Origin of the sequence: Streptomyces sp. MCA2 (assembly GCF_023544705.1) — a bacterium.
Lineage (GTDB): Bacteria > Actinomycetota > Actinomycetes > Streptomycetales > Streptomycetaceae > Streptomyces > Streptomyces decoyicus.
The window spans coordinates 266,077-291,252 of the sequence record NZ_JAMJFM010000001.1 but is presented as its reverse complement, the minus strand read 5'-3'; the positions used below and the strand labels follow the sequence as shown (position 1 = coordinate 291,252).

Below are 25,176 nucleotides of genomic sequence, written 5' to 3'. Positions count from 1 at the left end.
TGCACAGCAGTGGCGGTCAGCCATACATACGCCGCATCGCGAAGTCGACCATCTGCTCCACGGCCTTCGCGTCGAAGACCATCCGGTGATCACCTTCCATGTCGAGGACGAACCCGTAGCCGGTCGGCAGCAGGTCGAGCACCTCGGCGCCGGTGATCACGAAGTACTTGGACTCCTTGCCCGCGTACCGCCGCAGCTCCTTGAGGGAGGTGAACATCGGGATCACCGGCTGCTGGGTGTTGTGCAGCGCCAGGAAGCCGGGGTTGTCGCCGCGCGGGCAGTAGATCTTGGACGTGGAGAAGATGCCCTGGAAGTCCTCGGCCGACATCGAGCCGGTGGTGAAGGCGCGCACCGCGTCGGCGAGGGAGGGCGGGGACGGCTCGGGATACAGCGGCTGTTCGCCGTAGCCCCCGGGGGCCGCTTGCTGCGGCGGGGGCGGCGCTCCGTACTGCTGCTGCCCTGCACCCGCGTTCTGGTCGTAGCCGTACATGCGCCACAGCGTACTGAGTCGGCGATTCGCCGGGGGACGCTCGTCACAGATGGGCGGTAGGGGTTGATTCTTATTACCGGTGGGTAGCATCATCGTAGGTACTTGCTACTTGCTGGTATTTGCGTTTGAGGTCCTCCCTCCCGAACCCTTACGGAGCCGTATCCATGGGGCACTACAAGTCGAATCTCCGCGACATCGAGTTCAACCTCTTCGAGGTGCTCGGCCGTGACAGCGTGTACGGCACCGGACCGTTCGCGGAGATGGACGTCGACACCGCCAAGAGCGTGCTGTCCGAGATCGCCCGGCTTTCCGAGAACGAGCTGGCCGAGTCGTTCGCCGACGCGGACCGCAACCCCCCGGTCTTCGACCCGGACACCAACACCGCGCCGGTTCCGGACACCTTCAAGAAGAGCTACCAGGCCTTCATGGACGCCGAGTGGTGGCGTCTGGGCATCCCGGAGGAGCTCGGCGGCACCACCGCGCCCCGCTCCCTCCTGTGGGGCTTCGCCGAGACGATCCTGGGCGCCAACCCGGCCGTGTGGATGTACGCGTCCGGCCCCGCCTTCGCCGGCGTCCTCCACGAGGAGGGCACCGAGGAGCAGCACCGCATAGCCCAGCTGATGGTGGACAAGCAGTGGGGCTCCACGATGGTGCTCACCGAGCCGGACGCCGGTTCGGACGTCGGCGCCGGCCGCACCAAGGCCGTGCAGCAGGCGGACGGCACCTGGCACATCGAGGGCGTCAAGCGCTTCATCACCTCCGGTGAGCACGACATGTCCGAGAACATCGTGCACTTCGTCCTCGCCCGCCCCGAGGGTGCCGGTCCGGGCACCAAGGGCCTGTCGCTCTTCATCGTGCCGAAGTACGACTTCGACTGGGAGACCGGCAAGCTGGGCGAGCGCAACGGCGCCTACGCCACGAACGTCGAGCACAAGATGGGCCTGAAGGCCTCCAACACCTGCGAGATGACCTTCGGCGCCAACCACCCGGCCAAGGGCTGGCTGCTGGGCGAGAAGCACGACGGCATCCGCCAGATGTTCAAGATCATCGAGTTCGCGCGGATGATGGTCGGCACGAAGGCCATCGCCACCCTCTCCACCGGCTACCTCAACGCACTGGAGTACGCCAAGGAGCGTGTGCAGGGCCCGGACCTGGCGGCCTTCACCGACAAGACCGCCCCGCGCGTCACCATCACCCACCACCCCGACGTGCGCCGCTCGCTGATGACGCAGAAGGCGTACACCGAGGGCATGCGCGCCCTGGTGCTCTACACCGCCACGGTCCAGGACGAGATCCTCGTCAAGGAGGCCGCGGGCGAGGACGCGAGCGCCGCGATCCGCCTCAACGACCTGCTGCTGCCGATCGTGAAGGGCTACGGCTCGGAGAAGTCCTACGAGCAGCTGGCGCAGTCGCTCCAGACCTTCGGTGGCTCCGGCTACCTCCAGGAATACCCGATCGAGCAGTACATCCGGGACGCCAAGATCGACACCCTCTACGAGGGCACCACCGCGATCCAGGGCCAGGACTTCTTCTTCCGGAAGATCGTCCGCGACCAGGGCCAGGCGCTCACCGCCCTCTCCGACGAGATCAAGAAGTTCCTCGCCGACAACACCGGCGGCGAGGAGCTGGAGCAGGCCCGCGGCGAGCTGGCCAAGGCCGCCGCCGACCTCGAGGCGATCGTCGGCGCCATGCTGACCGACCTCGCGGCGACCGAGAAGGACGTCAAGTCCATCTACAAGGTCGGCCTGAACACCACCCGCGTGCTGATGGCCTCCGGCGATGTCGTCATCGGCTACCTCCTGCTCAAGGGTGCGTCGGTGGCCGCCGAGAAGCTGGCCGGCGCCTCGGCGAAGGACAAGCCCTTCTACACCGGAAAGATCGCCGCGGCGAAGTTCTTCGCGCACAACGTGCTGCCGGGTGTCGGCGTCCAGCGCGGTCTGGCCGAGTCCGTCGACCAGTCGCTGATGGAGCTCGACGAGGCCGCCTTCTAGGAGCATGTTCCGCGGCCCCGCCGCGGCGGCCGTTCTTAGACATCTCTCAGATTGGCCGTTCAGACTGATGGTGCCCGCCTCTCTTCCCCCGGAGAGGCGGGCTTCGTCATGTCCGGTCCGCGGTCGCACCGGCCGCCATGACCGCGCGGCACGTACGCCGGGGACATCGGCCCGGAATCCCGGAATCCCCCGCTCCAGAGGGCTTTCCCGTCCCGAATACGGAAATCCTGGCCGGAAGGGAGCGGAGTCACGATGCATGCGCACGGGGAATGCGGCGTCCGGCTCCTTATGCTGAATCCATGACCAACTCCGCCCGCTTCGATCGCGGCCACACCGACGACCTCATGTCCTTCCTCGCCGCCAGCCCGTCCCCCTACCACGCGGTGGCGAATGCGGCGGAGCGGCTGGAGAAGGCCGGGTTCCGGCAGGTCGCCGAGGTCGACGAATGGGACGGCGGGACCGGCGGAAAGTATGTGCTGCGCGGCGGCGCGATCATCGCCTGGTACGTCCCCGAGGGCGCAAGCGCCTCGACTTCGTACCGAATTGTCGGTGCACACACAGACTCTCCCAATTTGCGCGTCAAACCGATTCCGGACACCGGCTCCCGGGGCTGGCGGCAGATCGCCGTCGAGATCTACGGCGGCACGCTGCTCAACACCTGGCTCGACCGCGACCTGGGGCTGAGCGGGCGGGTGACGCTCGGTGACGGCAGTCACCGGCTCGTCCATGTCGACCGGGCGTTGCTGAGAGTGCCCCAGCTGGCCGTGCACCTCGACCGCTCGGTGAACGCCGACGGCCTGAAGCTGGACAAGCAGCGCCATATGACGCCGATCTGGGGCCTGGGCGAGGTGGCCGAGGGCGATCTGATCACCTTCGTCGCCGAGGAGAGCGGCATACCGGCCGACGACATCAAGGGCTGGGACCTGATGATGCACAGCATCGAGGCGCCCGCCTACCTGGGCCGCGACCGCGAGCTGGTCGCCGGCCCCCGGATGGACAACCTGGTGTCCGTGCACGCCGGCACGGCCGCGCTCACCGCCGCGGCGGCCGCCGGGAGCGAGCTGACCAGCATTCCGGTGCTGGCCGCCTTCGACCACGAGGAGAACGGCAGCCAGTCCGACACCGGCGCGGACGGGCCGCTGCTCGGCACGGTGCTGGAGCGCTCGGTCTTCGCCCGCGGCGGCTCGTACGAGGACCGGGCGCGGGCCTTCGCCGGCACCATCTGCCTGTCGTCCGACACCGGGCACGCCGTCCACCCCAACTACAGTGAACGGCACGAGCCGGGCCACCACCCGATGCCCAACGGCGGGCCGATCCTCAAGGTCAACGTCAATCAGCGCTATGCCACGGACGGCAGCGGACGGGCCGTCTTCGCGGCGGCCTGCGAGCGTGCCGAGGTGCCGTGGCAGAGCTTCGTGTCCAACAACTCGATGCCGTGCGGCACCACCATCGGGCCGATCACCGCGGCCCGCCACGGCATCGCCACCGTCGACATCGGCGTTGCCATCCTGTCCATGCACTCGGCACGTGAGCTGTGCGGCGCCGAGGACCCGTATCTGCTGGCGAACGCCCTGACGGCCTTCCTGGAGGGCTGAGTTGGAATTCTCACTGCTCGGTCCGATCGCCGTGACGACCGGCTCCGCGGAGCTGGCGCTCGGCCCCGCCAAACGGCGGAGTGTGCTGGCGCTGCTGTTGTTGCAGCCCAACACCACCGTCCCACTGGAGCAGTTGATCGACTCCCTGTGGGAGGAGGAACCGCCCGAACACGCCCGTACGGTCGTCCAGGGGCATGTCTCGCGGCTGCGCGCCACGCTCGCCGAGGGCGGCGCGGAGGCGTACGGCATCGAGCTGGCCACCCATGGCTCGGCCTATCTGCTGCGGCTGCCGGAGGAGCTGATCGACGCCCACCGGTTCGGTGAACTGGTGGCGCTGGCGCGCCCCGAGGCGGCGCCGGCCGATGCCGTACCGCTGCTGCGCGAGGCGCTGGGGCTGTGGCGCGGGCCCGCGCTGACCGGCACGGTCACCAGTCCGCCGTTCGCGGCCGCCGCACACGCCCTGGAGGAGCGCCGGCTGACGGCCGTCGAGGCGCTGGGGCGGGCGCACGGCACGCTCGGCGAGCACGAACAGGCCGCGGCCATCCTCTACTCCGCGGCCGTCAACCACCCCTTGCGGGAGGGGCTGATCGCCGGGCTGATGCGCGCGCTGTTCCATACGGGGCGGCAGTCCGACGCGCTGGAGTGGTTCCACCGCACCCGGCGGCTGCTCAACGAGGAGCTGGGTGTCGACCCCGGCGAGCGGCTGCGGGGCGCCTACGAGGAGATTCTGCGGGCGGAGGCGGCCGGCGGGGGACGGACGGGCGCGGCGAAGCCTGCGGGCGGGACGCGCGGAACGGGCGGCCCTTCCGGTGGGGCGTCTTCCAGTGGGACGTCTTCCGGAGACGGCCGGTCCGGAACTTCCGGAGACGGTCGTTCCGCAACGGGCAGTGGAGCACGGCCCGTTGACGGTACGGCTCGGGCGGCCGTACAGGGGAGTGCCGGCACGGACGGTGCGCGCGGTGATGCGGGTGCACCAGATTCCGACGGGACGAGGCAAGGAACACCGGCCGGCGGCCGTGGCGGGTCCGGCTCCGGGCGGACCGGTGCATCGCCGCGGCTGCTGCCCCGCCCGCCGGCCCGCTTCCTGGGCCGGGAGGACCAACTCGCCGCGCTGACCACGGTGCTGACAGACGGTACGACCGGCGAGAGCCCGCTCGCGGTGGTGGCCGGACCGGCCGGCGTCGGCAAGACCGCCTGCGCCGTTCAGTGGGCACATCTGTATGCCGGATCCTTCCCCGACGGGCAGCTCTTCGCCGATCTGCGCGGCTTCGGCGAGGGCGACGAGGCGGCGCCGGCCGAGATCCTGGGCGACTTCCTGCTGGCGCTCGGCACTCCACCGGAGCGGGTGCCGAGTTCGGCGCAGGCCGCATCGGCGCTGTTCAGGTCGCTGGTCGCGGAGCGCCGACTGCTGGTCGTCCTCGACAATGCGCGCAGCTCGGCCCAGGTACGGCCATTGCTGCCCGGCGGTCCGCACTGCGCCACGGTCGTCACCAGCCGCAGCCGTCTCGACGGCCTGGTCGCCACCGACTGGGCCCGGCCCGTCGGTCTCCAGACGCTCGGCCACGAGGAGGGCGCGGCGCTGCTCGGCGCCATGCTCGGCCCGGACCGGGTCGCCGAGGACCCGGCCGCCGCGCGGGAACTGGTCGACCTGTGCGACGGTCTGCCGCTGGCGCTGCGGGCCGCGGCGGCCCAGCTGACCGCCCGGCCGCGCTGGCGGCTGGCCCGGCTGGCGGCCGCGCTGCGCGACGAACGGCGGCGGCTGGCGCTGCTGTCGGCGGAGGACACCGGCATCGCGGCGGCGCTGCGGATGTCCGTCGCCCGGCTGTCCGCGGACGACGCACGGCTGCTCAGCGCGCTGGCCACCAGCGCGGACGGGCACCTCAACGCGTCGCTGGCGGCGGCGCTCGCCGGGTACGACCCGGAGCGCACCCAGGACGGTCTGGACCGGCTCACGGAGATGCACCTGGTGGACGAAGAGGCCACCGACGTCTACACGATCAGCACGCTGACGCAGCTGTTCGCACGGGACGAGCGCGGTGAAGGCGGCGAGAGCGACACGGGCGGAACGGGCGACGGGAGCTAGGGTCTGGGCCTGTCGTTCGGATCAGGCCCTGGGGGAGTGGCGGCCGCGGCTGAGCCGTGGCCGGCCTACCCCTCCCGGCGCGGGGGAACGTTAGGCGCACGTTAGTGGCACGGCAGCGGCGGGCGGCAACCTGGTGGTCAGGCCGGAGGACAACTCACCGGCCGGACCGCAGGACGTACCGCAGCCGCGGCACGGACCACCGACCGGGGGAGACCGGACATGCCGCGCAGCCATACCCGCTCCGAGGCCGTCGTCGAGACGGGCGCCGGCACCGCCACCGGTGTTCCTCCCCGTACCGTCCGCCGCCGGACGCTGCGGATCGCCGCGGCCGGACTCACCGCCGTCGCCGCCCTCGGCCTCACCGCCTGCGGCGGCCAGGACAACCCCCTCCAGACCAGCGCGGCCAAGCCGTTCCACCCGGTGCACCGGGACTCCGACGCCCCGGCCGCGAGGGTTGAGGGTGCCGCCCCGGACGGCGCACGGACCGGCGGTGGCCGGACGGAACAGCTCGCCGCGGGACACGGCGGCAACGGCACCCGGGCGGACGTGGGGACGAGGGCCACTGAGGCGAGCACGAACGGCGCGGGCAAGTCCGCCGACGCCCCCGGCGTCCGGCACCGCGCCTGCGACGCCGCGAAGATCCGCATCGTCGCCGCGCCGCTGAACCGGCCGGTCAACCACCTGCTGGTGAAGGCCACCAACACCTCCGGCGCCACCTGCGACCTCTACTTCGCACCGTATCTGCGGTTCGACGCGGCGCAGTCCCCGCTCCCCGAGCTGCCGGACAGCAAGCCCCAGGCCGTGGTCACCCTCGCCCCCGGCGAGTCCGGCTACGCCGGCGTGCTGACCTCGTCCGCCGACGGCTCCGGCCGCAACGGCCGCACCGTGACCTCGCTGTCGGTCAGCCTCCCCGGCCGTGACGGCAAGGGCAGCATCGGCGGCTCGGCGGCGGTGGCGCTTCCCCTCGGCTCGGTGTACCTCGACGACAGCGCCTGGGTGACCTACTGGCAGTCGGACGCGAGCGAGGCAGCGGCCTGGTGAGCCGCGCCCGGTGCTCCGCCGTCCGGCCGACTGACAGCAACTGAGCGACTGACACCTGCCGAGCGTCCTCCTGGCAGACCGTCACCCACCGATCCCGTCCCACGCCGTCCGATGCCGTCCGATCCCACGACGCCGTCCGATGCCGTCGACGGAGATCCACCCTGAACCAGGGCGCCCGCATCCCCCAGCGGGCGCCCTTTCCCCTGTCCGGCGTCCCGTCATGTCTCGCACAGCGGCCCGCTCTGTCCCGGCATTCTCGTATCTCCGCAGGTCGCAGCCGTTCGACGGGTCGGGACATCTCATGGGACGAGGAACCTCCGGCCGACGCCCGATCCCCGCTCGACGATGGATTCCGTCGCCGCGACCAGACCATCCGGCGGCTCAGCCATCGGCCAACCGGCCGCCTACGGAGGGGAATCGGCATGTACGAGCACAGCAGCACGCACCCGGCGGACACCACGCCCCCCGCGCACCGCGCAGCACCCACGCGCCAGAAGAATTCCCCGTTCCGCAGGACCGTCCTGCGGACGTTCCTGCCCGCGGTCGCCGCCGCCGGCCTCGGCGTCGCCGGGTTCGCGGGGCCCGCCCACGGCAGTGAGGCAGGCTCCGCGGCGGCCGCCGGCGGGCACTCCGCGACCGCCGCCAAGCTCTCCCGCGACTCCTCCGCCACCGGCTCCGCTCTCACCGCCCGCACCGGTTCCGTGAAGCAGGCCGCGGCTGCGGACTTCCGGACATGGGGCACCCGTTGGACAGTGCACGCCACCGCGGACGCCAACTCCCCAGCCGTCGGAATGATCAACAAGACGGCGCCGGGACAGGACCGGATCACTGCCGACTACCAGGTCGACACCGGACACAAGGTGTGCGAGGGCAATACCTGCTCTACGTTCATGGCGCACCTCACCGGGCCGGTGTCCGGCTTCCTCAGCGTGGTCGCGGTGGACATCCCGCAGGACCGGCTGCCGGGTGTACCGGTCCAGGGCGGCGGCGGGCAGCCGCAGCCCGGTGGCTCGCGTCAGGAGATGCTCCACCGCGCCGCCACCTGGCTGACCGCCAACAACGGTGCTCAGGTGCCGTACAGCCAGTCCAAGGTCTGGAAGGACGGATACCGCCAGGACTGCTCGGGCTATGCGTCGATGGCGCTCGGGCTGCCGACGCCCGGAACCAACACCGTGGGCCTGGCCACCAACCGCAACCTCACCCGGCCCCTCTCACTGGGCGAGCTCAAGCCTGGTGACCTGCTCATCGACGCGGCCGGCGACAACAACACCCGGCATGTCGTGATCTTCGAGAAGTGGAACAACGACGCGCACTCCTCGTACACCGCCTACGAGCAGCGTGGCGACCACGGCACCGACCACCGGACGCTGACCTACGGTCTGCCCGGCGGCGACGCCGAGTTCAAGCCCTACCGTCCCGTGAAGTTCGGCGACTGACCCGGTCCGGGACACGAGATCCGACGGAGGATCTCACGCTGTTTCACGTGAAACGTCACCGTCTGGTCCGGGCCCGATCCGGATCGTGTCACGAGGGGCACTTCCGCCACAGGGGAGCGGAGGTGCCCCTCGCGCGCGCATGTCCGCTGTGCTGAAATGCGAGACGTGCCTGGCAATCAGAACCACGGCGCTCGTGTCCGCCGTAAGCCGTTAGCCCCTCTGCCCGACGAACTCTCCGGCCCGATGCGGGACTTCGTCGCCGCTCTGCGCCGTATGCATGGCGAACTCGGCTACAGCCTCAAGGAGCTGGAGGGCCGGCTGCCCGCCAGCCGCTCGTCCCTCTCGCGCTATCTGCGCGGTCAGAGCCTGCCGGACGAACGGTTGTTGGTGCAGTGGTGCAAGCTCTCCTTCACCGGTGAGGACCGGCTGCCCGCCCTGGTCGAACTGCTGCATCGCGCCCTGGAGGCGGCGGATGCGGGCGAGCGGGGAGCGGCGGACGAGGCGACGGAGCGGGACGCTGCGTCCGCGGAGGTGCCGCGGGCCGACGCCGGGGACGGGTCCGACACCGGGGCCGGGGACGGGGACGGGGCCGGGGACGGGGCCGACGCGGAAGCCGGGGCCGGGTCGACGGCCGGGAGGCGTCGGGTGCGGCCGGTGCTCGCCGCGCTCGGGGCCGCCGTGGTGATCGCCGCAGCGGCGCTGGCCGTACCGGCGCTGACCGGCGCGGACGGGGCGACGGACGACGGCGACCGCCGGGCGCAAGGCTCGCAGGCCGAGGCCCCGGCTACCGGTTCCGCCCGGATCACCGTCCACAACGTCGAACGGAACTGCCAGCACCGGCGCACCGAGAACTGCGCACTCGGCCTGGCCGGCGACCCGTACCGGCCCTACCGCCGCTCCAACATCGTGGGCCATGTCCGGCACGGCGACGTGCTGCACGCCGTCTGCCGGATCGCCGACGGAGTCACGGTCACCGACGAGGTGGGCGGGCACAGCAGCATGTGGTTCCGGGTCGATCACGACGGCACGCAGGTGTGGGTGCCGGGCATCCGCATTCGCCCGGAACAGCTGGAGAACACCGAGCTGCCCAGCTGCCCGGACTGATCTTCGACGGCTGTCGCGGAACGGTCCCGACCCGCCCAAAAGCTGATCTTCACGCCCTCTCCACGGGCCGTTTTCGACCCTGCATACCCCCTCTGACCTGCGATGACGCGCCATCGGGCCAAGGCGCGGCGGACCCGCCCTGGCGCATTGCCCGGCAATGGATATCGTGGCCGTGCCATGACAGCCACGCCACGCTGATTGCAGCAACCCACGGGGGGAACCACCCATGACCGCACGCCGCTCCCGCAGCCGATCCGCCGCGTACGCCGCGCTGGCCCTCGGACTTGCCGGTTCGCTCGCCCTGACCGGCTGCAACAGCCACTCGTCGAAGAAGTCGAAGAAGTCCTCCTCGTCGAAGTCGAAGATGTCCTCCTCGTCGTCCTCGAAGAGCAAGAAGCGCAGGATCATCGGTGGCGGCGCGGCCGCGGCGGGAGCGGGCACGGCGTCGCGGCGGGTCCCCGACTGCTACCCCAGCACGTACAAGGTCACGTTCTCCCAGCAGACCGGCCCGAAGAGCCATGTGGCGGTGAAGTTCAAGAACTCCACCAGCCGCGACTGCAAGCTCTACAACGCGCCGCTGCTGCGCTTCAACAACGCCAAGACCCCGCTGCCCCTCCTCCAGGGCACGCCCGGCCACCTCGACGGCACCCGCATCACGGTGCCCGCCCACGGATACGCCTACGCGGTCATCCCGACCAACACCGCGGCCACCAAGGGCGCCGAACAGAAGTCGGTGACCATCGACTTCATGGGCATCTCGGCGAGCTCCGTCACGCACGGTCCGGTCACCGTCAACTTCGCGGAGAAGCGGCTGCACATCTCCGTCGGCAAGAGCAAGGTCACCAACTGGAGCTCGAGTATTCACGGGGCCCAGTTGGCGGGCGGCGTCGGAAACTAACCCGCCGACGCCTCGCCCCGCCCACCGGGCGAACTCGTCCCGGGCCCGGCCGACGGGCCCGGGGTCCCGCTCCTACTCGGCGTCCAGCCCTGCCAGGACGAGCCCCAGCCGGGCCACCCCGCCCTCGGCGATCTCGACCGGCACGCCCCAGTCCTGCTGGTGCACATGGCAGGCCGGGTACTCGATGTCCGGGTCGTCGTCGCAGGACGCGGCCATCGCCGAGACATGCAGCACGCCCTCGGTCACGCCGTCCGCGAGGAGCAGATCCCGTGCGAGATCGGTGCCCGCGCCCGCGCCGTCGGCGAGCAGCTCCGGCGGCGTCGCGCTGACCAGCAGTCGCGTGGAGGGGCCGTAGCGGGTGTCGAGCTTCTGGCCCGCCGGGGCCTGGAAGACCACATCGAGCCTTAGCGCGCCCGGGGCGACCTCGGTGGCCGCGCGCTGGGTGCGGTGCGCCACCGACTCGACGCGGATCGCCTCCTCGGGCAGCCGCAGCCGGGTCAGCCGGTGCCGCGCCGACTCCACCACCACGATGTCGTCGTCGACGAGCACCGCGTCGGACGGCTCGCGCAGATCCGTCGCCAGCGTCGTCACCTCGCCGCTCGCGGGGTCGAAGCGGCGCAGTGCGTGGTTGTAGGTGTCCGCGATGGCGACCGAGCCGTCGGGCAGGGCGGTCACGCCCAGCGGGTGCTGGAGCAGCGCCTGGCCGGCGGCGCCGTCGCGGTGACCGAAGTCGAAGAGACCGGTGCCGACGGCCGTACGGACGACGTATCCGTCGCCTTCCTCGGCGGGCTCCACCCAACGGACCGCGCTGGTCTCCGAGTCCGCGATCCACAGCCGGTCGCCGGCCGCCGCGAGCCCGGACGGCTGGGCGAACCACGCCTCCGCGGCCGGGCCGTCCACCAGGCCCTCGTTGGTCGTGCCGGCCGCGACCTCCACCGTGCCGGCGGCCGGGTCGTAGGTCCACAGCTGGTGCACCCCGGCCATCGCGATCCACAGCCGGTCCCGCCACCAGGCGATGTCCCACGGCGAGGAGAGGTCCACCGCACGCGCCGGTCCGGAGGTCGGCGAGCCCTGCCACCACTGCTTGCCGGTGCCGGCCACCGTCTCCAGCACGCCGGTTTCCGGATCGAAGACGCGCACGGCGTGGTTGACGGTGTCCGCGACGGCCACCCGGCCGTCGGGCAGCAGCGCCAGGCCCTGCGGCTCGTTGAAGGAGTCCGCGGTCAGCCCGCGCTCGCCGGTACCGATGCGGCGCAGCACCTGCTCGCCGTCCGCCGCCAGCTCCACCAGCTGATGCCGGGTGGTGTCCGAGACGAGGAAGCTGCCGCCCGGCAGCCGGACAGCCTTGCCGGGAAAGCGCAGATCGGTGGCGACGGGCTCCGGCGGCACGTACGGGCCGTCACCGCGCCGCAGCGTCCCCTTCGCGCCGTGCTCGGCCTCCAGCTCTTCGACGAGCTTCTCGATGGCGTGCGCATGGCCCTCGCCGGCGTGCTGCGCGACGACATACCCCTCGGGGTCGATCACCACGAGCGTGGGCCAGGCGCGTACCGCGTACTGCTTCCACGTGGCGAGCTCGGGATCGTCCAGGACCGGGTGCTCGACGCCGTAGCGCTCCACGGCGTCCACGACCGCCTGGTGCTCGGCCTCGTGCACAAACTTCGGGGAGTGCACACCGATGATCACGACCGTGTCGCGGTGCCGCTCCTCCAGCTCCCGCAGCTCGTCCAGGACATGCAGACAATTCACACAGCAAAAAGTCCAGAAATCTAGCACGACGCAGCGACCTCGAAGATCGGCAAGCGTGAGGTTCTTTCCGCCCGTGTTCAGCCAGCCGCCCTTGCCGACCAGCTCAGGGGCGCGGACGCGGGCCCGGCGGGGCGTCGGCTGTTCCTGGTTACTCATAGGATCCAGGATGCACCGGGTGTCTTCGAGGGACGGACGCGGGCGGGTGTGACCGCCACGACATGCAAGGAAGCCCCTGTCACGCGCCACGAGGCAGCGCATGACAGGGGCGGTTGGCTACGCCCTCACCGCTCCGTGAGAACGGCACCCCAGCTAAGGGGCGGACCGGGGCGGGAGCCTGAGCGCGTCCACTCAGTCCGGGCACGTCTGCCCGCGCTCGGGGCTTGTCCGGTCGGAGGCGTCGCCAGTCCGGTTCGCTGAGCCGTGTCGCTTGGCATCCGTCAGCGGACCGGGGTTCTATCTCACCTGAAACTCTCTGTGGTGAGGGTGGGGCCGTCGGCATCGTCAGTCGGCCTGGTGTCCAGTGGCAGGGCATCCAGCAGCTTGCCCGCGTCGCCGATCCGGAAGGCTCCCAGATGCACGTACGCACGTCCCGCAGCGGTCACCTGGGGGCGCACCTGTGCCACCTGCGTCTCCGGGATTCCGGCACGCATAAGGGCAGCTCGCAGTAGTGCCGCGATGTGCTCCGCCTCCGCACGGGCGCTCTTGTACCCGGCCATGGGCATCACGAGCGTCGCCCCTTCTTGTGCGGGTGCCGCCGGATCTCGACATTCACGTCTGAGACCTTGGACATGTCTCGCCGGGCATGCGCCTCGTTGCGCTCGCTGGCCAGCGCGCTGCACACGTCACAGTCGGGCACCGGTTCCGGGCAGGCTTCCAGTCTCAGCGGGAGTTCAACGGGTGGACTGGAAGAGGTGGTTGGGTTGGTCATGGGGTCGTCCCCTCGCACGTCTTGGGGGAGTGATCGTCTCGCCGCTCACCGGGACGCAGGAACCTCGTACGTTTCCCACTTTGGGACGTCCCACGGGTGCTAGAACGTCCCTAGCGACGTCCAGCAATGCGGGGTGACACTGACCATGCCGAACGAACGTCTACGGGCTGTCATGGCGGCGGGCGGGTGGACACATACCAGGCTCGCCGAAGTAACCGGGGTAGATCCCAAGTCAGTTGAGCGCTGGGTCAACCTCGGACGCACCCCAAGGCGAGTAACGGCGCTGAAAGCCGCTGAAACCTTGGGGGAAGACGTGCACGCACTGTGGCCATCCCTGCGACAGGCACGAGCGGCGCGAGCGGTGAGCCCTGAGCTGGTCGCGCTGTACGACAAGCGCGCAGACCTCCCCGTATCCGTCTTTGTAGATCTCCTCGCAGAAGCGCGGGAACGCATCGACGTCCTGGTGTACGCCGCCGTGTTCCTACACGAGGCATACCCCCGGCTGAACGACCTTCTCCGGGAGCGCGCCGCAGAAGGCTGCGCTGTCCGTATCGCCCTCGGCGACGCCGACAGCACGAACGTTCAGCAGCGAGGCGCGGAAGAGAAGTTCGGGCACGGAATCGAGTCCCGGTGCCGACTCGCACTCATGCATTACCGGCCCTTGCTCGGGGTGGCCGGCATCGAAGTGCGGACCCATGGAACGACGCTCTACAACAGCCTGTACCGCGCAGACGACCAGGTCTTGGTCAACGCCCATGTGTGGGGTGTAAACGCGTACGGGGCACCCGTATGGCACCTACGGCGCCACACCGACGGAGGCATGTTCGACACCTACACGGACAGCTTCAGCGCCGTATGGGAGACCGCCCGGCCCGTGGAAGGCTGAGCCCATGGCACGGACCGAGTTCTACGACGATCCCGATGCGCCCGAGCCCAACAGCCTCGTCGTTGCGGCCTCCGCCGTTGTCACCGACGAAGCGGGGCGCATTCTGCTCCAGCGACGGCGGGACAACAACCTATGGGCCTTGCCAGGGGGAGGCATGGACATGGGCGACAGCTTGCCCGGATGCGCCGTCCGGGAGGTCAAGGAAGAAACCGGACTCGACGTAGAGATCACAGGACTCGTCGGCACCTATACCGACCCAAAGCACGTCATTGCCTACAGCAACGGGGAGGTACGCCGACAGTTCAATGTGTGCTTTACGGCTCGCGTCGTGGGTGGAGCGCTGGCCATCTCCGATGAGAGCACGGAAATCCGTTTCGTGGAGCCCGGCGAGCTGAACGCCCTCCCCATGCACCACACTCAGCAACTTCGGATTCAGCACTTTCTGGAGCAGCGATCAACGCCCTATCTCGGTTAGGCGTGCAGGCGAAAGCCCTTGATCCTGGGCCTTCACCAGCTCCGGCCCGTCGCTCGTGTTGCGCCGACGGCGCTGGTCACTGCGCTTCGGGACAGGGCCGGGCATGTACCACCTCCAACAGAGCGGGAAAGGTGAGCCGTTCCCACTCCGTTACGGGGCCGTCAGAGCCGGTGGGGGCCGAGCTAAGCGCCTACGGGACCTCAACTCGACATGGGTCGAAACCGGGCGCAGACTTGAGTTAGGTGTCTTCGCGTCCGGTTGGGGATCGTGACATGAAGAAATCACGCAAGTGCCTAGCTGCGAGAGCTAGACGCCTCGCGAGGCTACACCTTCCCCTTGCGGTCGTAGGTCAAGGAGACAGGCGCCGTATCCGTCCGCAGGGAGAAGGAAAATGCCTTATCCCGAATGGGGAGAGACCGACTTCATACCCCTAAATCTCATAGTAGATCGGGACAATGAGGCGCGTTGCCCAAACCACCCAAAGATCCGGCTAGTTGATTACCGGCCGTTTGACGACGCCATTGAATTGACCTGGAATCAGTATGACTTGAATGAGTGGAAGGGTATCGACGATCATACCCACGGCAACGCCTTCAACGTCCAGCGACTTCTTTGCCAGACACTTCCTTCGGAACACCTATGTGCATACCATTTGGGGCGAGGCATGGCGGCAGTAGCCCTTGAGGTTATCGGATTTCCTTGCGCCCAGTACGCGCCCCTGGTAGCTCCGATGTGTAAGTTGATGGAGAGGGTTACGCTCGGGGCGCCGCCATCCTATATCTCCCAAGCCCAAGGGGTATTCACGGACTTCATGGCGGCGGAAGAAAGCGGCGGAACCCAGGGGTTTGCTGCTCGCTACAGAGCAACTGAACCCGTCGTTAAGAAGAAGGTCCCCTGGTGGCAGAGGTAGCCAGTAAGCGTATTGGAGTGGTGGGCGAGTGGCGACGACTCATTCCCTGCTGATCAACGCCTGTGAGAGGGACAACCGCAGCGTGGAGATTTGAAGTCTTGGAGGCTGAGCCATGCAACCAACCTGCACCATCTGTGAGCGACCTACTGACACACTCCTCTGCCTCCGGGGAGGTGGCAAGTGGCTGACAGGCGTCCTGAACGAGCTAGGAGTCCCCCTCAATAAGGCCACATTCATGATCAGTAGGCTTCTTGACTGCGAACCCAGCGAGGTTTTCAACCATCGAAAGTATGAAGATTTGCCACTGCTCTGCTGTCACAAATGCGCAAAGTACGGTGATTTCCCAGCCCCTGAACCCATTGGCATTCCCAACCCCACTATCCTTTGCCAGCCCGACGACTGGGAATAAAGGGGGGCTCCACATGGGTCCGTCACCGGTCGTCGGCCAATGACCAGCCGGAACACTGGCCACTGACGACCTTCAAACCCGTACACCATCCGGGCTGCTATACGCTTGCGGTCCAGCGTGACGCCATGAGGGGGGGCACCCCCAGGGGCTACGCCGTGAGCGTGACCTTCGTGATCGCTGCGGGGTGCGGGTAGCCGAAGCCGACACGCATCGTGCCGCGTACGGCGACCTGGTCGGACTGGAAGTACGCGTCCGCGCTCAGGTCCACCTTCACGTCACGACGCAGCACGACGAACGCGCGGTCCTTGGGCAGGCCCCACACGGTGCCCTGGGTGACCGCCTGGGACACGTACACGGGTACGCCTGCGATGACGCGGCGGGTCGGCGTGGTCGGATCCGAACCGAGCAACGGCCGGTTGCTGCCCGTCTGCTCCTTGAGCTGGGCCAGGGCCAGCGCGTCCGTGGGGTGTGCGGTGAAGCTGGTCAGCGTGGCGCCAACGGTCTCGGCCTGGGCAATGGCCTCAAGGAACGGGTCCAGGCTGGCCCACTTCTTGCCTCCGGTCACGATGGTGGCGCCAGGCACGTCCTCCAGGCCACGCGGCGCAGGGGCGGGCAGGCTGCCGAAGAACGCGGCGTCCACCTGGCGGGCAATCGAGCGGGCCAGGCCGTCCCCGACGATCTGCGCGGCCTGCGGGTTGGAGTCCTCCGCCAGCTCCGAGGAGACAACCGTCAGTCCGGCGACCTTGGCGGGAGTGACGATCTCTTCCCCAAGGGTGGCGTCCTCAACGGGGATGTCGTCGCCCTCGCGAGTCCAGGCGGCGCCCGCGTCCTCCTTCACGATCGGCAGGTGGGTGCGGGTAGCGTCCGTGGTCAGCTGGGTAGCGACCTGGAACGCCACCGATCCGGCCTGCACGGGCTGAACGATCAGCGCCGCGTACTGATCGGGGGTGATGCCTCCGGCACCGGGGGCAGTGGTGAACATGCTCAACTAGGTTTCCGTTCCTCAGAGTTCGCCGTAGTGGCGGCCGTTGCGGCGCTGCTCACGGGCCCGCCGGAACGCGTCCGCCCAGCTGGTCGGGCGTGGGCTCTCGTTCGGGCTGAGCCCGCCCCGGCCGAGGTGAACGTGTCCGGGCGCCGGGCTTGTGCCCCGCTCGTGTAGCGCGACGCTTAGAACGCGGGCGCGTTCCTCCAGCTCCGCCGTGGGGACGTTGCCGAAGGTGCGCAGGATTTCGAGGGTCATGTAGGGATAGCGGCGGGCAAGATCCTGGATTGTGCCCTCCCGCTCCCGTGCCGCCTGCTCCTGCTCCAACTCAGCAATACGCGCGGTGAGTTCGGCGAGGTGGGCGTCCGGGGCGGTGCCTGTGTCCTGGGTGGCCTGCGGCGGGTTGGTTTCCGGGGCGCCGCGGGGCGGGACTTCCGACTCCATCGCGGGGCTCGGCGTGGCCTCAGTCGGTGAAGACAAGGGCGTCCTCCAGGCCGCTGATCGGGGACAGTGCGCTCTCGGCATCCTCGGCGGTGAGCAGTCCATCGCGCTGCCCGCAGATGGTGCGGGCCTTGAGGTCCTGCGCGGCCTGCTGGCGCTTGTCGGCGTAGTAGCGCAGCGTTGTGGCGTCGCGGATCTCAGCTGCCGACCAGACCAGGTCGGACAGGGCGGCGATGTAGCAGCGGGACAGGTTGATGCGGTTGCGGATCTCGTGCGTGTCCAAAGGAGCTCCTTTCAGATGCCGGATCAGGGTGGAGCGGGTGCGGTGCCGATGCACGGCGCATGGTCCGCTCCACCCCTGTAGGTACGGCGTTACGCGGCCTGATCCCCGGTGTCGGCGCGGCGCTGGCGGTAGCGGCGGGCCCGCTCGGCGGCGAGACGACGCCTGCGCTCGGTCTTGCACCCATCGCACACGGTGGGCCACTTTCGGCGCTGCGAGGCCGGACGCCGCACGGTGAACTCCTGCCCGCACTCCAGGCAATCGGCCGTGTAGTGCTTGACGCCTCCGGCCAGAGTCACTGTGCCGCCGGCTGTCTCGTAGCGACGCGGTTCCGTGTCGGCGCGGAGGCGTACCTCCCGCTGCCGCAGCAGGGCCACGTGCAGGCGGGGGTCCATGCGGTCCACGGTCACCTCGGGATAGGGCTGGGCGAAGTCCAGGCGCCGTCCCGCTCGGCGGATCTTCTCCCCTCTCTTGCCCTGCGCGGGGTTGGGTGCGGTGCCCCTGAGCGGGTGGAAGGCGGCACCGTGCAGGTCGTCTCCGCGTGCGGACACGGCCCGGTGGTCGGCCCGTATCTCCGCCGCGCCCTCGTCGCCGACACCGGTCCACGCCAGATGCGCCATGGCATCCTCCTGTGACGTTGGGTCGTAGCGATGTTCGTGGCCGTCCGCGATCAGCGGGACGCCGTATTCCTGTTCTGCCTGGCGGGCCAGGGCCGCGTACAGCTTGGGTGGCACGATCGCCACGGGTTTCCTCCAGGGCATGCGAAAGGCCCGCCAGGGATCAGCGAGCCTTGAGGTCGATATGGGGTTGTCGCAGCAGCGGGGTGGACGCCCTGGGCGCCTTCGGCGCCGAGTGCCGAAACCTCTCCCAACACGCGTATGGGGAAGGTCTGGGAAATGGACACTTGAGGTGTCCATGAGTCCTGGCGTTCTGGGCTGCGCCGCCGCTGCGGGGGTGCAGGAGTTACGCGGGCTGACCGAAGATGTCGGCCTTCTTGGCGCTCACGCCGACCACGCCTCGCTTGCCGCCCTGCTTGCCGGTCTCCGCGTTGAAGTGGCGGGCAATCGCCTTGGACCACGCCTGCGGGCGACCTGGTAGCCGGGGCTGCTGGGCCTCGCCACGCTGCTTGATCGCCGCGCTTGTCACAAACCCGCCAGCCTCGGCCTGGAAGTTGGCTTCCACCCAGTCGGAGAAGGGGTCGGACTCCTGGCGGTACTCGTCGGTGGCCAGGGTGACCCGCTCCGACTCGTTGAGCCCGTGGTGCCACCAGTCCACCGCCCCGCGCACCACCCATGCGGCGATGCCCTCGGCCTCCTGCGCCAGGCGTTCCTTCAGTCCCGGGTCCTCACGGCCCACGAACGACTCGTCCCACGGGACGCAGCGAAAGCGCCGCCAAATCCCGTCATCAGTGCCCCGGATCGTCGGCTTGTCATTCCCGGACATGATCAGCAGGCCGGTGGGTGTGAAGTCGTAGGCGGGCTTGTACTTCTGGTTCGCGGTCATCCGGTCAGCGGCCGTGAACAGCTTGATGAACGCCTCGTCTAGGCGCGCGTCCGTCATCTCGCTGGACAGCACCAGACGAGCCCCATGGAGCTTGGCGACCAGGGAGCCGTTCCGGCCGTGGCGCTGCTTCTCCCAGAACTCCGCTTCCTGCGCCGTGGTGATCGCCGCGAATACCTTGCCCAGGGTCTCGGTGAACACACCCTTGCCATTGCGGCCGGAGCCGTAGAAGAACGCCAGGCACTCCTCCCGCGTGTATCCGCTGATCGCGTACCCGGCCAGGCGTTGCAGGAAGGTGTGCATCTGCGGATCGTCCGGGTGGCTGGACTCCAAGAACGCCTCCCATTGCGGGCACGGCGCATCGGGTTGATAGTCCACTGCGACCAGCCGTGTCACCAACAGCGTCGGGTCGTGGTGGTACCACTCACCGGTGGTCAGGTTCACCGCAACGTTGCGGAAGGCCATCACGTTCGGATGGGCGTCCAACTCGTCCACGCGTCGCCGGATGCCTGGCATCGACTGAAGTTCGGTCAGCGCCGCCGTGATGCAGCGCGAGGTGCGCAGGGCACGCGCCGCGTCGATGTAGGCGTCGGCGCCACCGCTGGCGGCGTAGGCCAGGAGACGGTCCGACACCTCATGGACCATGCTGCGGGCCACCGAGTCGCGGGTGGAGTCGTTGACCCAGACCCGACCGTCCCACGCGTACCAGCCCGGCCCCTCCACGTAGATCAGCCGGCCAGCGACCTGGTCAGCAAGGAACTTAGCCCGGTCCACGTCCGTGCCGTCCTTGAGCGTCAGCGACGGCAGAAGCTCCGGGGCAATCTCCGGCGTGGCCAGCCTCATGCTCCGCCCTCCCATCGTCCGGTCACAGCAGCGAGGTAGGCATCACGACCGACGACGATGCGTCCTCGCAGGTCAGAGAGGGTGAGATCCTTGTTGCCGGTGTTCAGCCAGCCGCCCTTGCCGATCAGCTCGGGGGCGCGGACGCGTGCACGTGAAGCCATGTGCACATTCAACGTCACTCCGGTGCGTGCGCATTCCGCAGGTCCCCGCGGGAACACGTCAGCCATGCAGCAATCTCCCGGGGGGCCGCCCCCGCACTCGGGCAAGTACGTGGTGCGCGACCGCATCTTCGGCATCGGCGACGACTACTGGATCGACGACGAGCACGGGCGGCACGCCTTCCTCGTGGACGCGAAGGCGCTGCGGCTGCGGGAGACCTTCGAGCTGAAGGACACCGAGCGGCGGGTGCTGATCACCATCCGCAAGAAGATGCTCAGCCTGCGCGACACGATGACCATCGAGCGGGACGACCAGCCGCTGGCCACGATCAAGCGCAAGCGGCTCTCGCTGCTGCGCAACCACTACCGCGTCGAGCTGGTGGACGGCACCGAGCTGGATGTCAGCGGAAAGATCCTGGACCGGGAGTTCGCGGTCGAGTACGACGGCGAACTGCTCGCGGAGATCTCGCGGCGCTGGCTGACCGTGCGCGACACCTATGCGGTCAATGTCGTACGGGACGACGCGGACCCGCCGCTGCTGATCGCCGTCGCGGTGTGTGTGATCCGGCTGGCGGAGCGGGAGCACGGGGACGACTGACGAGCGGCCTTCCCGGCCGCACGCCGCACCCCTCTGCGGCCCGGAAACATCGGCCTACGATGGTCATCCGAAAGCACTGCCGGGGTGCCCGTGCGCAGCGTAACTTAACTGCACAGACAGCAGCCCGCGTACGAACCGTCCGAGGGGTCCCGTGACCGTCCATCCCAGCCTTCAGTCCTCCATCGATGCCTGGACTCACTCCATAGAAGCGATAACCGAGCTGGTCACTCCGCTCGTCGAAGGCGAGTGGAACAGGGCGACGGGCCTCCCAGGATGGTCCGTTCGCGATGTGGTCTCCCATGTCATCGGCCTGGAATGCGAAATGCTGGGCGACCCGCGGCCGATCCACACGCTGCCGCGCGACCTCTACCACGTACGCAGTGAGTCGGCGCGGCGCATGGAGGTGCAGGTCGACGTCCGCCGGCACCACACCGCGCCGGAGATGATCAGCGAACTCGAATACACCGTCATCCGCCGCTCGCGGCAGCTGCGCAACGAGTCCCGCCAGCCGGACGCCGTGGTGCGCAGCCCGCTCGGCGAGGACCGTTCGCTGGAATTCGTGCTGCAACAGCGGGCGTTCGACGTCTGGGTACATGAGCAGGACCTGCGCCGGGTGCTCGGCAAGCCCGGCAATCTCGACTCCCCCGGCGCGTATGTGACGCGCGATCTGCTGGTGAAGGTGCTGCCCGGCATCGTCGCCAAGAGGGCCCAGGCGCCCGCCGACTCGGCGGTGGTCTTCGACGTCAGCGGGCCGCTGGAATTCCTGCGCACGGTCCGCCTCGACGCCGAGGGCAATGCCACGATCGACGGCAGCGTCTCGCTCGGCCCGACCGTGACGCTCGCCCTGGACTGGGACACCTTCCACCAGCTGGCCTGCGGCCGGGTCCGTCCGGCGGCCGTCGCCGAGCAGGTCAAGATCGACGGTGATCATGAGCTGGCCCAGGCGATCCTGGACAACTTCGCCATCACGCCATAGCGGGGAGGGCCCGGCGGTGTCCCGGCGAGACGCCACGCCACCCGATGCCCTGACCCTCGGCCGGCCGGCACACGCGGAGTGGGCCCCGGAGTTGAGCCGTTTCACGTGAAACAGCGCTGTCCGTTCCACGTGAAACGGACCGGCCGCCGACCACCCCGGCTCCCCGGGCCTCAGGCCGGCACGTGCACCGCCTCGACGCGGCTGACGACCAGCCGCTCGCGCTCGCGCCGTGCCGCGCGCCGACGCAGCCGCAGAATCTGAGAAACGCCGGTCGCTTCCAGGACGAAGACCGAGGCGAAGGCGATCCGGTAGTTGTCGCCGGTCGCGTCCAGCAGGACGCCGACGGCGAGCAGGGTCGTCATCGAGGCCGTGAAGCCGCCCATGTTGACGATGCCGGAGGCGGTGCCCTGGCGCTCCGGCGGGTTGGCGGGCCGCGCGAAGTCGAAGCCGATCATCGAGGCGGGGCCGCAGGCGCCCAGCACCGCGCACAGCGCGATCAGCAGCCCCATCGGCGCATGATCGGCCGGCCAGCACAGCACCATCGCCCACATCAGGGCTGTGGCGCCGACGGTGCCCAGTGCCAGCGGGGTACGGGCCGCGTGATGGCGGGCGATGATCTGGCCGTAGACCAGGCCCACCGCCATGTTGGAGAGCACCACGAGGGTGAGGAGTTCACCAGCGGTGCCACGGGACAGGCCCTGCGCCTCGACGAGGAACGGCAGGCCCCAGAGCAGCAGGAACACCATCGCGGGGAACTGGGTGGTGAAGTGCACCCACATGCCCAGCCGGGTGCCGGGCTCACGCCAGGCGTCCATGATCTGACGGCGCACGAATCCGGCGCCGGTGTGCTCGGCGGAGGCGGGCGGCGGCTCAAAGCCCTTGGGGTGGTCCTTGAGGAAGAGCAGCAGTACGACCAGCACGACGATGCCGCCGGCAGCGCTGGAGGCGAAGGTCGGAGTCCAGCCGAAGGTGTGCAGGAAGCGGGCGAGGACGAGCGTGGAGATCAGATTGCCCGCCATCCCCACCAGCGCGGCGATCTGCGCAATCATCGGGCCGCGGCGGGCCGGGAACCACCGGGAGCCCAGCCGCAGCACGCTGATGAAGGTCATCGCGTCCCCGCAGCCGAGCAGTGCCCGCGAGCCGAGCGCCATGGCGTACGACGAGGAGAGGGCGAAGCCGAACTGGCCGACGGTGTAGAGCACCACGCCGAGGGTCAGCACCTTCTTGGGGCCGAGCCGGTCGACCATCAGGCCGACGGGGATCTGCATCCCCGCGTACACCAGCAGCTGAAGGATGGAGAACGTCGACAGCGCCGAGGCGTTGATGTGGAAGCGCTCAGCGGCGTCCAGGCCGGCGACGCCGAGGCTGGTGCGGTAGGTGATCGCCACGAAGTAGACCGCAACGCCGATGCCCCAGACGGCCATCGCCTTACGGCCGCCGGGCGGATCGGCGGGCAGCGGCCGGGCGGAGCCGCCGCCTATGCCGGAGCTGCCGGCGCAGTCGGGACCACCGCTCATCGCACGTCCCCCTGCGCGAGATTACGGACCCAGCTGACGTGCCGGTGCACGGCGTCGGTGGCGGCGTCCGCATCCCCTGCGCGCAGGGCTTCGAGGATCTCCGCATGCTCGGTGATGTTCTTGGCGATCCGGTCCGGGTGGGCATGCATCACCGCGACGCCCATCCTCAACTGACGGTCGCGCAGCTGCTCGTAGAGCCGGTCCAGGATCTGATTGCCGGCGCTGCGCACAATGGCGGCGTGGAAGGCGCGGTCGGTGACGGAGACGGCGGCCAGATCACCGGATGCGGCCTGCTCCCGCATCGTCTCCAACAGCTCGGTCAGCTCGCCGGTCAGCGCCTCGCTCACGGGCACCGCCTTGGCCGCGGCATGCTTCTCCACCAGCAGCCGGGTCTCGACGACATCGGCGATCTCCTGCGCGGAGACCGGCAGGACCAGCGCGCCCTTCTTCGGGTAGAGCTTGATCAGCCCCTCGACCTCCAGCCGCAGCAGCGCCTCACGGACCGGCGTCCGCGACACCCCCACGGCGTCGGCCAGCTCACCTTCGGTGAGCAGCATCCCGCCCTCGTAGCGGCGGTCCAGGACGGCGTCCTTGATGTGCGCATAGACCCGCTCGGCGGCGGGCGGCTGCTTGGCGGCGGGCACTCTGGCAGGAGCGGTGGGCGTGGCGGCGGAGGGCATGCACACAGGATAGATACAACAGGTATGCACACGGCAGTCCATTTCGCGATGCGGACAACGGTGCGGGCATTTGCCCTGGTAGGGGCGCTATCGGCGGCGCCCCCACGGCTGAACGGCGGCCGGGCGGCGAGGCGGGCCCCGGCCGGCCGCCGCCCGGCCGCGTGCTCAGCCCGGCATCCGCCCCTGGGCGATCAACCGGTTCACGACCTGTGCGTGGGCGGGGGCACAGCGCTCACGCGCCTCCCGGCGGTCGAACCAGGCGAACTCGGCGATCTCCCGGCCGGGGGCCGGTGCGATGTCCTGCGGCCCGCCGGTGAAGCAGGTCATATGCAGCCGCCGGCCGCCCTTGCCATGGGCGACGTCATGGATGACGAACGCCTCCGACAGCTCCTCGGCGGGCACCACCAGGCCGAGTTCCTCGTGGAGCTCACGCGACAGCGCCTCCCGTGCGGTCTCCCCGGGCTCGTACTTGCCGCCCGGGAGGTAGAACGTGTCATTCCCCCGTGTCCGTACGCTCAGCAGCCGCCCGTCGCGCAGATGCAGCCAGCTCACCGACTTCAGCGGCGCGGCACGCTCCAGGGCGATCAGCGGATGGCCGGTCTCCTCGTCCGTCCGCCGCCCCCGCTCCGTGAAGCCCAGGTGCGCGTAGAAGCGGCGGGCCCGGCCGTTGTCCTCGAAGACCTCCAGGGCCAGCGCCCCGTGCAGCGCCGCCGCATGCTCCAGCAACTCCCGCCCGGCGCCGCCCCCTTGGGCCTCCGGTGCCACGAACAGTCCGCCGACCTCGGCCCCGGGACCACCCCCGTCGCCCGCCCCGGGGCCGCCGTGCAGCAGTCCGAGCAGCCCGATGACGCTGCCCGCACGCTCGGCGACCCAGTTCTCCGCCTGGACGAGGTACACCTCGCGGAGGATCCGGGCCCGCTCCCCCTCGCCTTCCCCGTCGATGAACGGGTGCGCCTGCCGCACGGCCCGGGACCACAGATCGGTGACCACGTCCTGGTCGGAGGCCCGATAACGCCGAATGATCATTTCGCTGCTCATTTCGCCGACCGTAAACACCACGGCCGAGGGCGGCAAACCCTTTCCGCGCCGGGCCCAGGACTCTGCCGAAAGGGGGACCGCAGAGGGATGTCGGGTCCGCCTCAAGTCTGACAAGAGTCCATACCTGCCGCGTACGGCCCGGCGCGGATCCCATGGGTGAATAGAGGCAGG

25 protein-coding genes are annotated in these 25,176 nt (G+C 69.4%); 12 read left to right on the top strand and 13 right to left on the bottom strand.

What is annotated here, in order from left to right; translation table 11 throughout:
• Positions 1-16: 16 nt before the first annotated feature.
• Entirely contained in the window at positions 17-490 is a 474-nt protein-coding gene (locus M8I34_RS01350) for an SseB family protein (RefSeq protein ID WP_030075592.1), read from the bottom strand.
• A gap of 164 nt (positions 491-654) precedes the next feature.
• On the opposite strand from M8I34_RS01350, the gene M8I34_RS01345 reads away from it, so the two are divergent.
• The 7 genes from M8I34_RS01345 (at position 655) to M8I34_RS01315 (ending at position 10,638) form a co-directional block, all read left to right on the top strand.
• Complete coding sequence (locus tag M8I34_RS01345) at positions 655-2,481, top strand: acyl-CoA dehydrogenase (RefSeq protein ID WP_250047393.1); 1,827 nt, start codon at positions 655-657, stop codon at positions 2,479-2,481.
• A gap of 299 nt (positions 2,482-2,780) precedes the next feature.
• Complete coding sequence (locus tag M8I34_RS01340) at positions 2,781-4,076, top strand: M18 family aminopeptidase (RefSeq protein ID WP_250047387.1); 1,296 nt, start codon at positions 2,781-2,783, stop codon at positions 4,074-4,076.
• A gap of 1 nt (position 4,077) precedes the next feature.
• Complete coding sequence (locus M8I34_RS01335; RefSeq protein ID WP_250047386.1) at positions 4,078-6,159, top strand: BTAD domain-containing putative transcriptional regulator; 2,082 nt, start codon at positions 4,078-4,080, stop codon at positions 6,157-6,159.
• Between the two features lie 219 nt (positions 6,160-6,378).
• Positions 6,379-7,200 (top strand): DUF4232 domain-containing protein, encoded by an 822-nt coding sequence (locus M8I34_RS01330; protein WP_250047385.1) that lies wholly within the window; start codon positions 6,379-6,381, stop codon positions 7,198-7,200.
• 422 nt (positions 7,201-7,622) lie between these two features.
• The gene (locus M8I34_RS01325) at positions 7,623-8,636 is read left to right on the top strand and encodes a hypothetical protein (protein WP_250047384.1); all 1,014 of its coding nucleotides are present in this window, start codon (positions 7,623-7,625) and stop codon (positions 8,634-8,636) included.
• A gap of 165 nt (positions 8,637-8,801) precedes the next feature.
• Entirely contained in the window at positions 8,802-9,740 is a 939-nt protein-coding gene (locus M8I34_RS01320) for a helix-turn-helix transcriptional regulator (protein ID WP_250047383.1), read from the top strand.
• A 226-nt stretch (positions 9,741-9,966) separates the two neighbouring features.
• Positions 9,967-10,638, top strand: coding sequence for a DUF4232 domain-containing protein (locus M8I34_RS01315; protein WP_250047382.1), 672 nt, complete (start codon positions 9,967-9,969; stop codon positions 10,636-10,638).
• 72 nt (positions 10,639-10,710) lie between these two features.
• On the opposite strand, the gene M8I34_RS01310 is transcribed toward M8I34_RS01315, so the two are convergent.
• The 3 genes from M8I34_RS01310 to M8I34_RS01300 form a co-directional block, all read right to left on the bottom strand.
• Positions 10,711-12,540, bottom strand: coding sequence for an NHL domain-containing thioredoxin family protein (locus M8I34_RS01310; RefSeq protein ID WP_250047381.1), 1,830 nt, complete (start codon positions 12,538-12,540; stop codon positions 10,711-10,713).
• A 302-nt stretch (positions 12,541-12,842) separates the two neighbouring features.
• Positions 12,843-13,106, bottom strand: coding sequence for a hypothetical protein (locus M8I34_RS01305; protein WP_250047380.1), 264 nt, complete (start codon positions 13,104-13,106; stop codon positions 12,843-12,845).
• Entirely contained in the window at positions 13,106-13,312 is a 207-nt protein-coding gene (locus M8I34_RS01300) for a hypothetical protein (protein ID WP_250047379.1), read from the bottom strand. The genes M8I34_RS01305 and M8I34_RS01300 overlap by 1 nt, the downstream gene beginning before the upstream one ends.
• Before the next feature lie 145 nt (positions 13,313-13,457).
• Between M8I34_RS01300 and M8I34_RS01295 the strand changes: the two genes are divergently transcribed.
• The 3 genes from M8I34_RS01295 to M8I34_RS01285 all read left to right on the top strand — a co-directional run bounded on the left by M8I34_RS01295 (position 13,458) and on the right by M8I34_RS01285 (position 15,583).
• Positions 13,458-14,198, top strand: coding sequence for a helix-turn-helix transcriptional regulator (locus M8I34_RS01295; protein WP_250047378.1), 741 nt, complete (start codon positions 13,458-13,460; stop codon positions 14,196-14,198).
• Positions 14,199-14,202: 4 nt separating this feature from the next.
• A complete protein-coding gene (locus M8I34_RS01290) occupies positions 14,203-14,673 on the top strand; it encodes an NUDIX domain-containing protein (protein WP_250047375.1) in 471 nt (156 codons plus the stop codon).
• A 391-nt stretch (positions 14,674-15,064) separates the two neighbouring features.
• The gene (locus M8I34_RS01285) at positions 15,065-15,583 is read left to right on the top strand and encodes a hypothetical protein (RefSeq protein ID WP_250047373.1); all 519 of its coding nucleotides are present in this window, start codon (positions 15,065-15,067) and stop codon (positions 15,581-15,583) included.
• Positions 15,584-16,140: 557 nt separating this feature from the next.
• On the opposite strand, the gene M8I34_RS01280 is transcribed toward M8I34_RS01285, so the two are convergent.
• From M8I34_RS01280 to M8I34_RS01255, 6 genes are all read right to left on the bottom strand, one after another.
• Positions 16,141-16,974, bottom strand: a complete 834-nt coding sequence (locus tag M8I34_RS01280) for a phage major capsid protein (RefSeq protein WP_250047372.1) — start codon at positions 16,972-16,974, stop codon at positions 16,141-16,143.
• Between the two features lie 21 nt (positions 16,975-16,995).
• Positions 16,996-17,454, bottom strand: a complete 459-nt coding sequence (locus tag M8I34_RS01275) for a hypothetical protein (RefSeq protein ID WP_250047371.1) — start codon at positions 17,452-17,454, stop codon at positions 16,996-16,998.
• Complete coding sequence (locus tag M8I34_RS01270) at positions 17,438-17,698, bottom strand: hypothetical protein (protein ID WP_250047369.1); 261 nt, start codon at positions 17,696-17,698, stop codon at positions 17,438-17,440. The genes M8I34_RS01275 and M8I34_RS01270 overlap by 17 nt, the downstream gene beginning before the upstream one ends.
• Before the next feature lie 89 nt (positions 17,699-17,787).
• Positions 17,788-18,438 (bottom strand): hypothetical protein, encoded by a 651-nt coding sequence (locus tag M8I34_RS01265; RefSeq protein WP_250047367.1) that lies wholly within the window; start codon positions 18,436-18,438, stop codon positions 17,788-17,790.
• A 220-nt stretch (positions 18,439-18,658) separates the two neighbouring features.
• Entirely contained in the window at positions 18,659-20,038 is a 1,380-nt protein-coding gene (locus M8I34_RS01260) for a phage/plasmid primase, P4 family (RefSeq protein WP_250047366.1), read from the bottom strand.
• Positions 20,035-20,199: a hypothetical protein gene (locus M8I34_RS01255; RefSeq protein ID WP_250047365.1), complete on the bottom strand. Its 165-nt coding sequence runs from the start codon at positions 20,197-20,199 to the stop codon at positions 20,035-20,037. The genes M8I34_RS01260 and M8I34_RS01255 overlap by 4 nt, the downstream gene beginning before the upstream one ends.
• Positions 20,200-20,263: 64 nt before the next feature.
• Between M8I34_RS01255 and M8I34_RS01250 the strand changes: the two genes are divergently transcribed.
• Together M8I34_RS01250 and M8I34_RS01245 are read left to right on the top strand one after the other, a co-directional pair.
• The gene (locus tag M8I34_RS01250; protein WP_250047363.1) at positions 20,264-20,794 is read left to right on the top strand and encodes an LURP-one-related/scramblase family protein; all 531 of its coding nucleotides are present in this window, start codon (positions 20,264-20,266) and stop codon (positions 20,792-20,794) included.
• Positions 20,795-20,945: 151 nt separating this feature from the next.
• Positions 20,946-21,770 carry a maleylpyruvate isomerase family mycothiol-dependent enzyme gene (locus M8I34_RS01245; protein WP_250047362.1) on the top strand — a complete coding sequence of 275 codons (825 nt, stop codon included), beginning with the start codon at positions 20,946-20,948 and terminating at the stop codon, positions 21,768-21,770.
• Between the two features lie 170 nt (positions 21,771-21,940).
• On the opposite strand, the gene M8I34_RS01240 is transcribed toward M8I34_RS01245, so the two are convergent.
• The 3 genes from M8I34_RS01240 to M8I34_RS01230 form a co-directional block, all read right to left on the bottom strand.
• Positions 21,941-23,194, bottom strand: a complete 1,254-nt coding sequence (locus tag M8I34_RS01240) for a nitrate/nitrite transporter (RefSeq protein WP_250047539.1) — start codon at positions 23,192-23,194, stop codon at positions 21,941-21,943.
• 89 nt (positions 23,195-23,283) lie between these two features.
• On the bottom strand, positions 23,284-23,967 hold the full coding sequence (locus M8I34_RS01235) for a GntR family transcriptional regulator (protein ID WP_030987999.1): 684 nt from the start codon (positions 23,965-23,967) through the stop codon (positions 23,284-23,286).
• A gap of 165 nt (positions 23,968-24,132) precedes the next feature.
• Entirely contained in the window at positions 24,133-25,005 is an 873-nt protein-coding gene (locus tag M8I34_RS01230; RefSeq protein ID WP_250047360.1) for a GNAT family N-acetyltransferase, read from the bottom strand.
• Between the last annotated feature and the right edge of the window lie 171 nt (positions 25,006-25,176).

Bases quoted from the DNA above. Each gene is read 5' to 3' on its own strand.
- M8I34_RS01350 (WP_030075592.1), bottom strand. From the start codon at position 490: ATGTACGGCTACGACCAGAACGCGGGTGCAGGGCAGCAGCAGTACGGA.
- M8I34_RS01345 (WP_250047393.1), top strand. From the start codon at position 655: ATGGGGCACTACAAGTCGAATCTCCGCGACATCGAGTTCAACCTCTTC.
- M8I34_RS01340 (WP_250047387.1), top strand. From the start codon at position 2,781: ATGACCAACTCCGCCCGCTTCGATCGCGGCCACACCGACGACCTCATG.
- M8I34_RS01330 (WP_250047385.1), top strand. From the start codon at position 6,379: ATGCCGCGCAGCCATACCCGCTCCGAGGCCGTCGTCGAGACGGGCGCC.
- M8I34_RS01325 (WP_250047384.1), top strand. From the start codon at position 7,623: ATGTACGAGCACAGCAGCACGCACCCGGCGGACACCACGCCCCCCGCG.
- M8I34_RS01315 (WP_250047382.1), top strand. From the start codon at position 9,967: ATGACCGCACGCCGCTCCCGCAGCCGATCCGCCGCGTACGCCGCGCTG.
- M8I34_RS01310 (WP_250047381.1), bottom strand. From the start codon at position 12,540: ATGAGTAACCAGGAACAGCCGACGCCCCGCCGGGCCCGCGTCCGCGCC.
- M8I34_RS01305 (WP_250047380.1), bottom strand. From the start codon at position 13,106: ATGCCCATGGCCGGGTACAAGAGCGCCCGTGCGGAGGCGGAGCACATC.
- M8I34_RS01300 (WP_250047379.1), bottom strand. From the start codon at position 13,312: ATGACCAACCCAACCACCTCTTCCAGTCCACCCGTTGAACTCCCGCTG.
- M8I34_RS01295 (WP_250047378.1), top strand. From the start codon at position 13,458: ATGCCGAACGAACGTCTACGGGCTGTCATGGCGGCGGGCGGGTGGACA.
- M8I34_RS01290 (WP_250047375.1), top strand. From the start codon at position 14,203: ATGGCACGGACCGAGTTCTACGACGATCCCGATGCGCCCGAGCCCAAC.
- M8I34_RS01285 (WP_250047373.1), top strand. From the start codon at position 15,065: ATGCCTTATCCCGAATGGGGAGAGACCGACTTCATACCCCTAAATCTC.
- M8I34_RS01280 (WP_250047372.1), bottom strand. From the start codon at position 16,974: ATGTTCACCACTGCCCCCGGTGCCGGAGGCATCACCCCCGATCAGTAC.
- M8I34_RS01260 (WP_250047366.1), bottom strand. From the start codon at position 20,038: ATGAGGCTGGCCACGCCGGAGATTGCCCCGGAGCTTCTGCCGTCGCTG.
- M8I34_RS01255 (WP_250047365.1), bottom strand. From the start codon at position 20,199: ATGGCTTCACGTGCACGCGTCCGCGCCCCCGAGCTGATCGGCAAGGGC.
- M8I34_RS01250 (WP_250047363.1), top strand. From the start codon at position 20,264: ATGCAGCAATCTCCCGGGGGGCCGCCCCCGCACTCGGGCAAGTACGTG.
- M8I34_RS01240 (WP_250047539.1), bottom strand. From the start codon at position 23,194: ATGGCCGTCTGGGGCATCGGCGTTGCGGTCTACTTCGTGGCGATCACC.
- M8I34_RS01235 (WP_030987999.1), bottom strand. From the start codon at position 23,967: ATGCCCTCCGCCGCCACGCCCACCGCTCCTGCCAGAGTGCCCGCCGCC.
- M8I34_RS01230 (WP_250047360.1), bottom strand. From the start codon at position 25,005: ATGAGCAGCGAAATGATCATTCGGCGTTATCGGGCCTCCGACCAGGAC.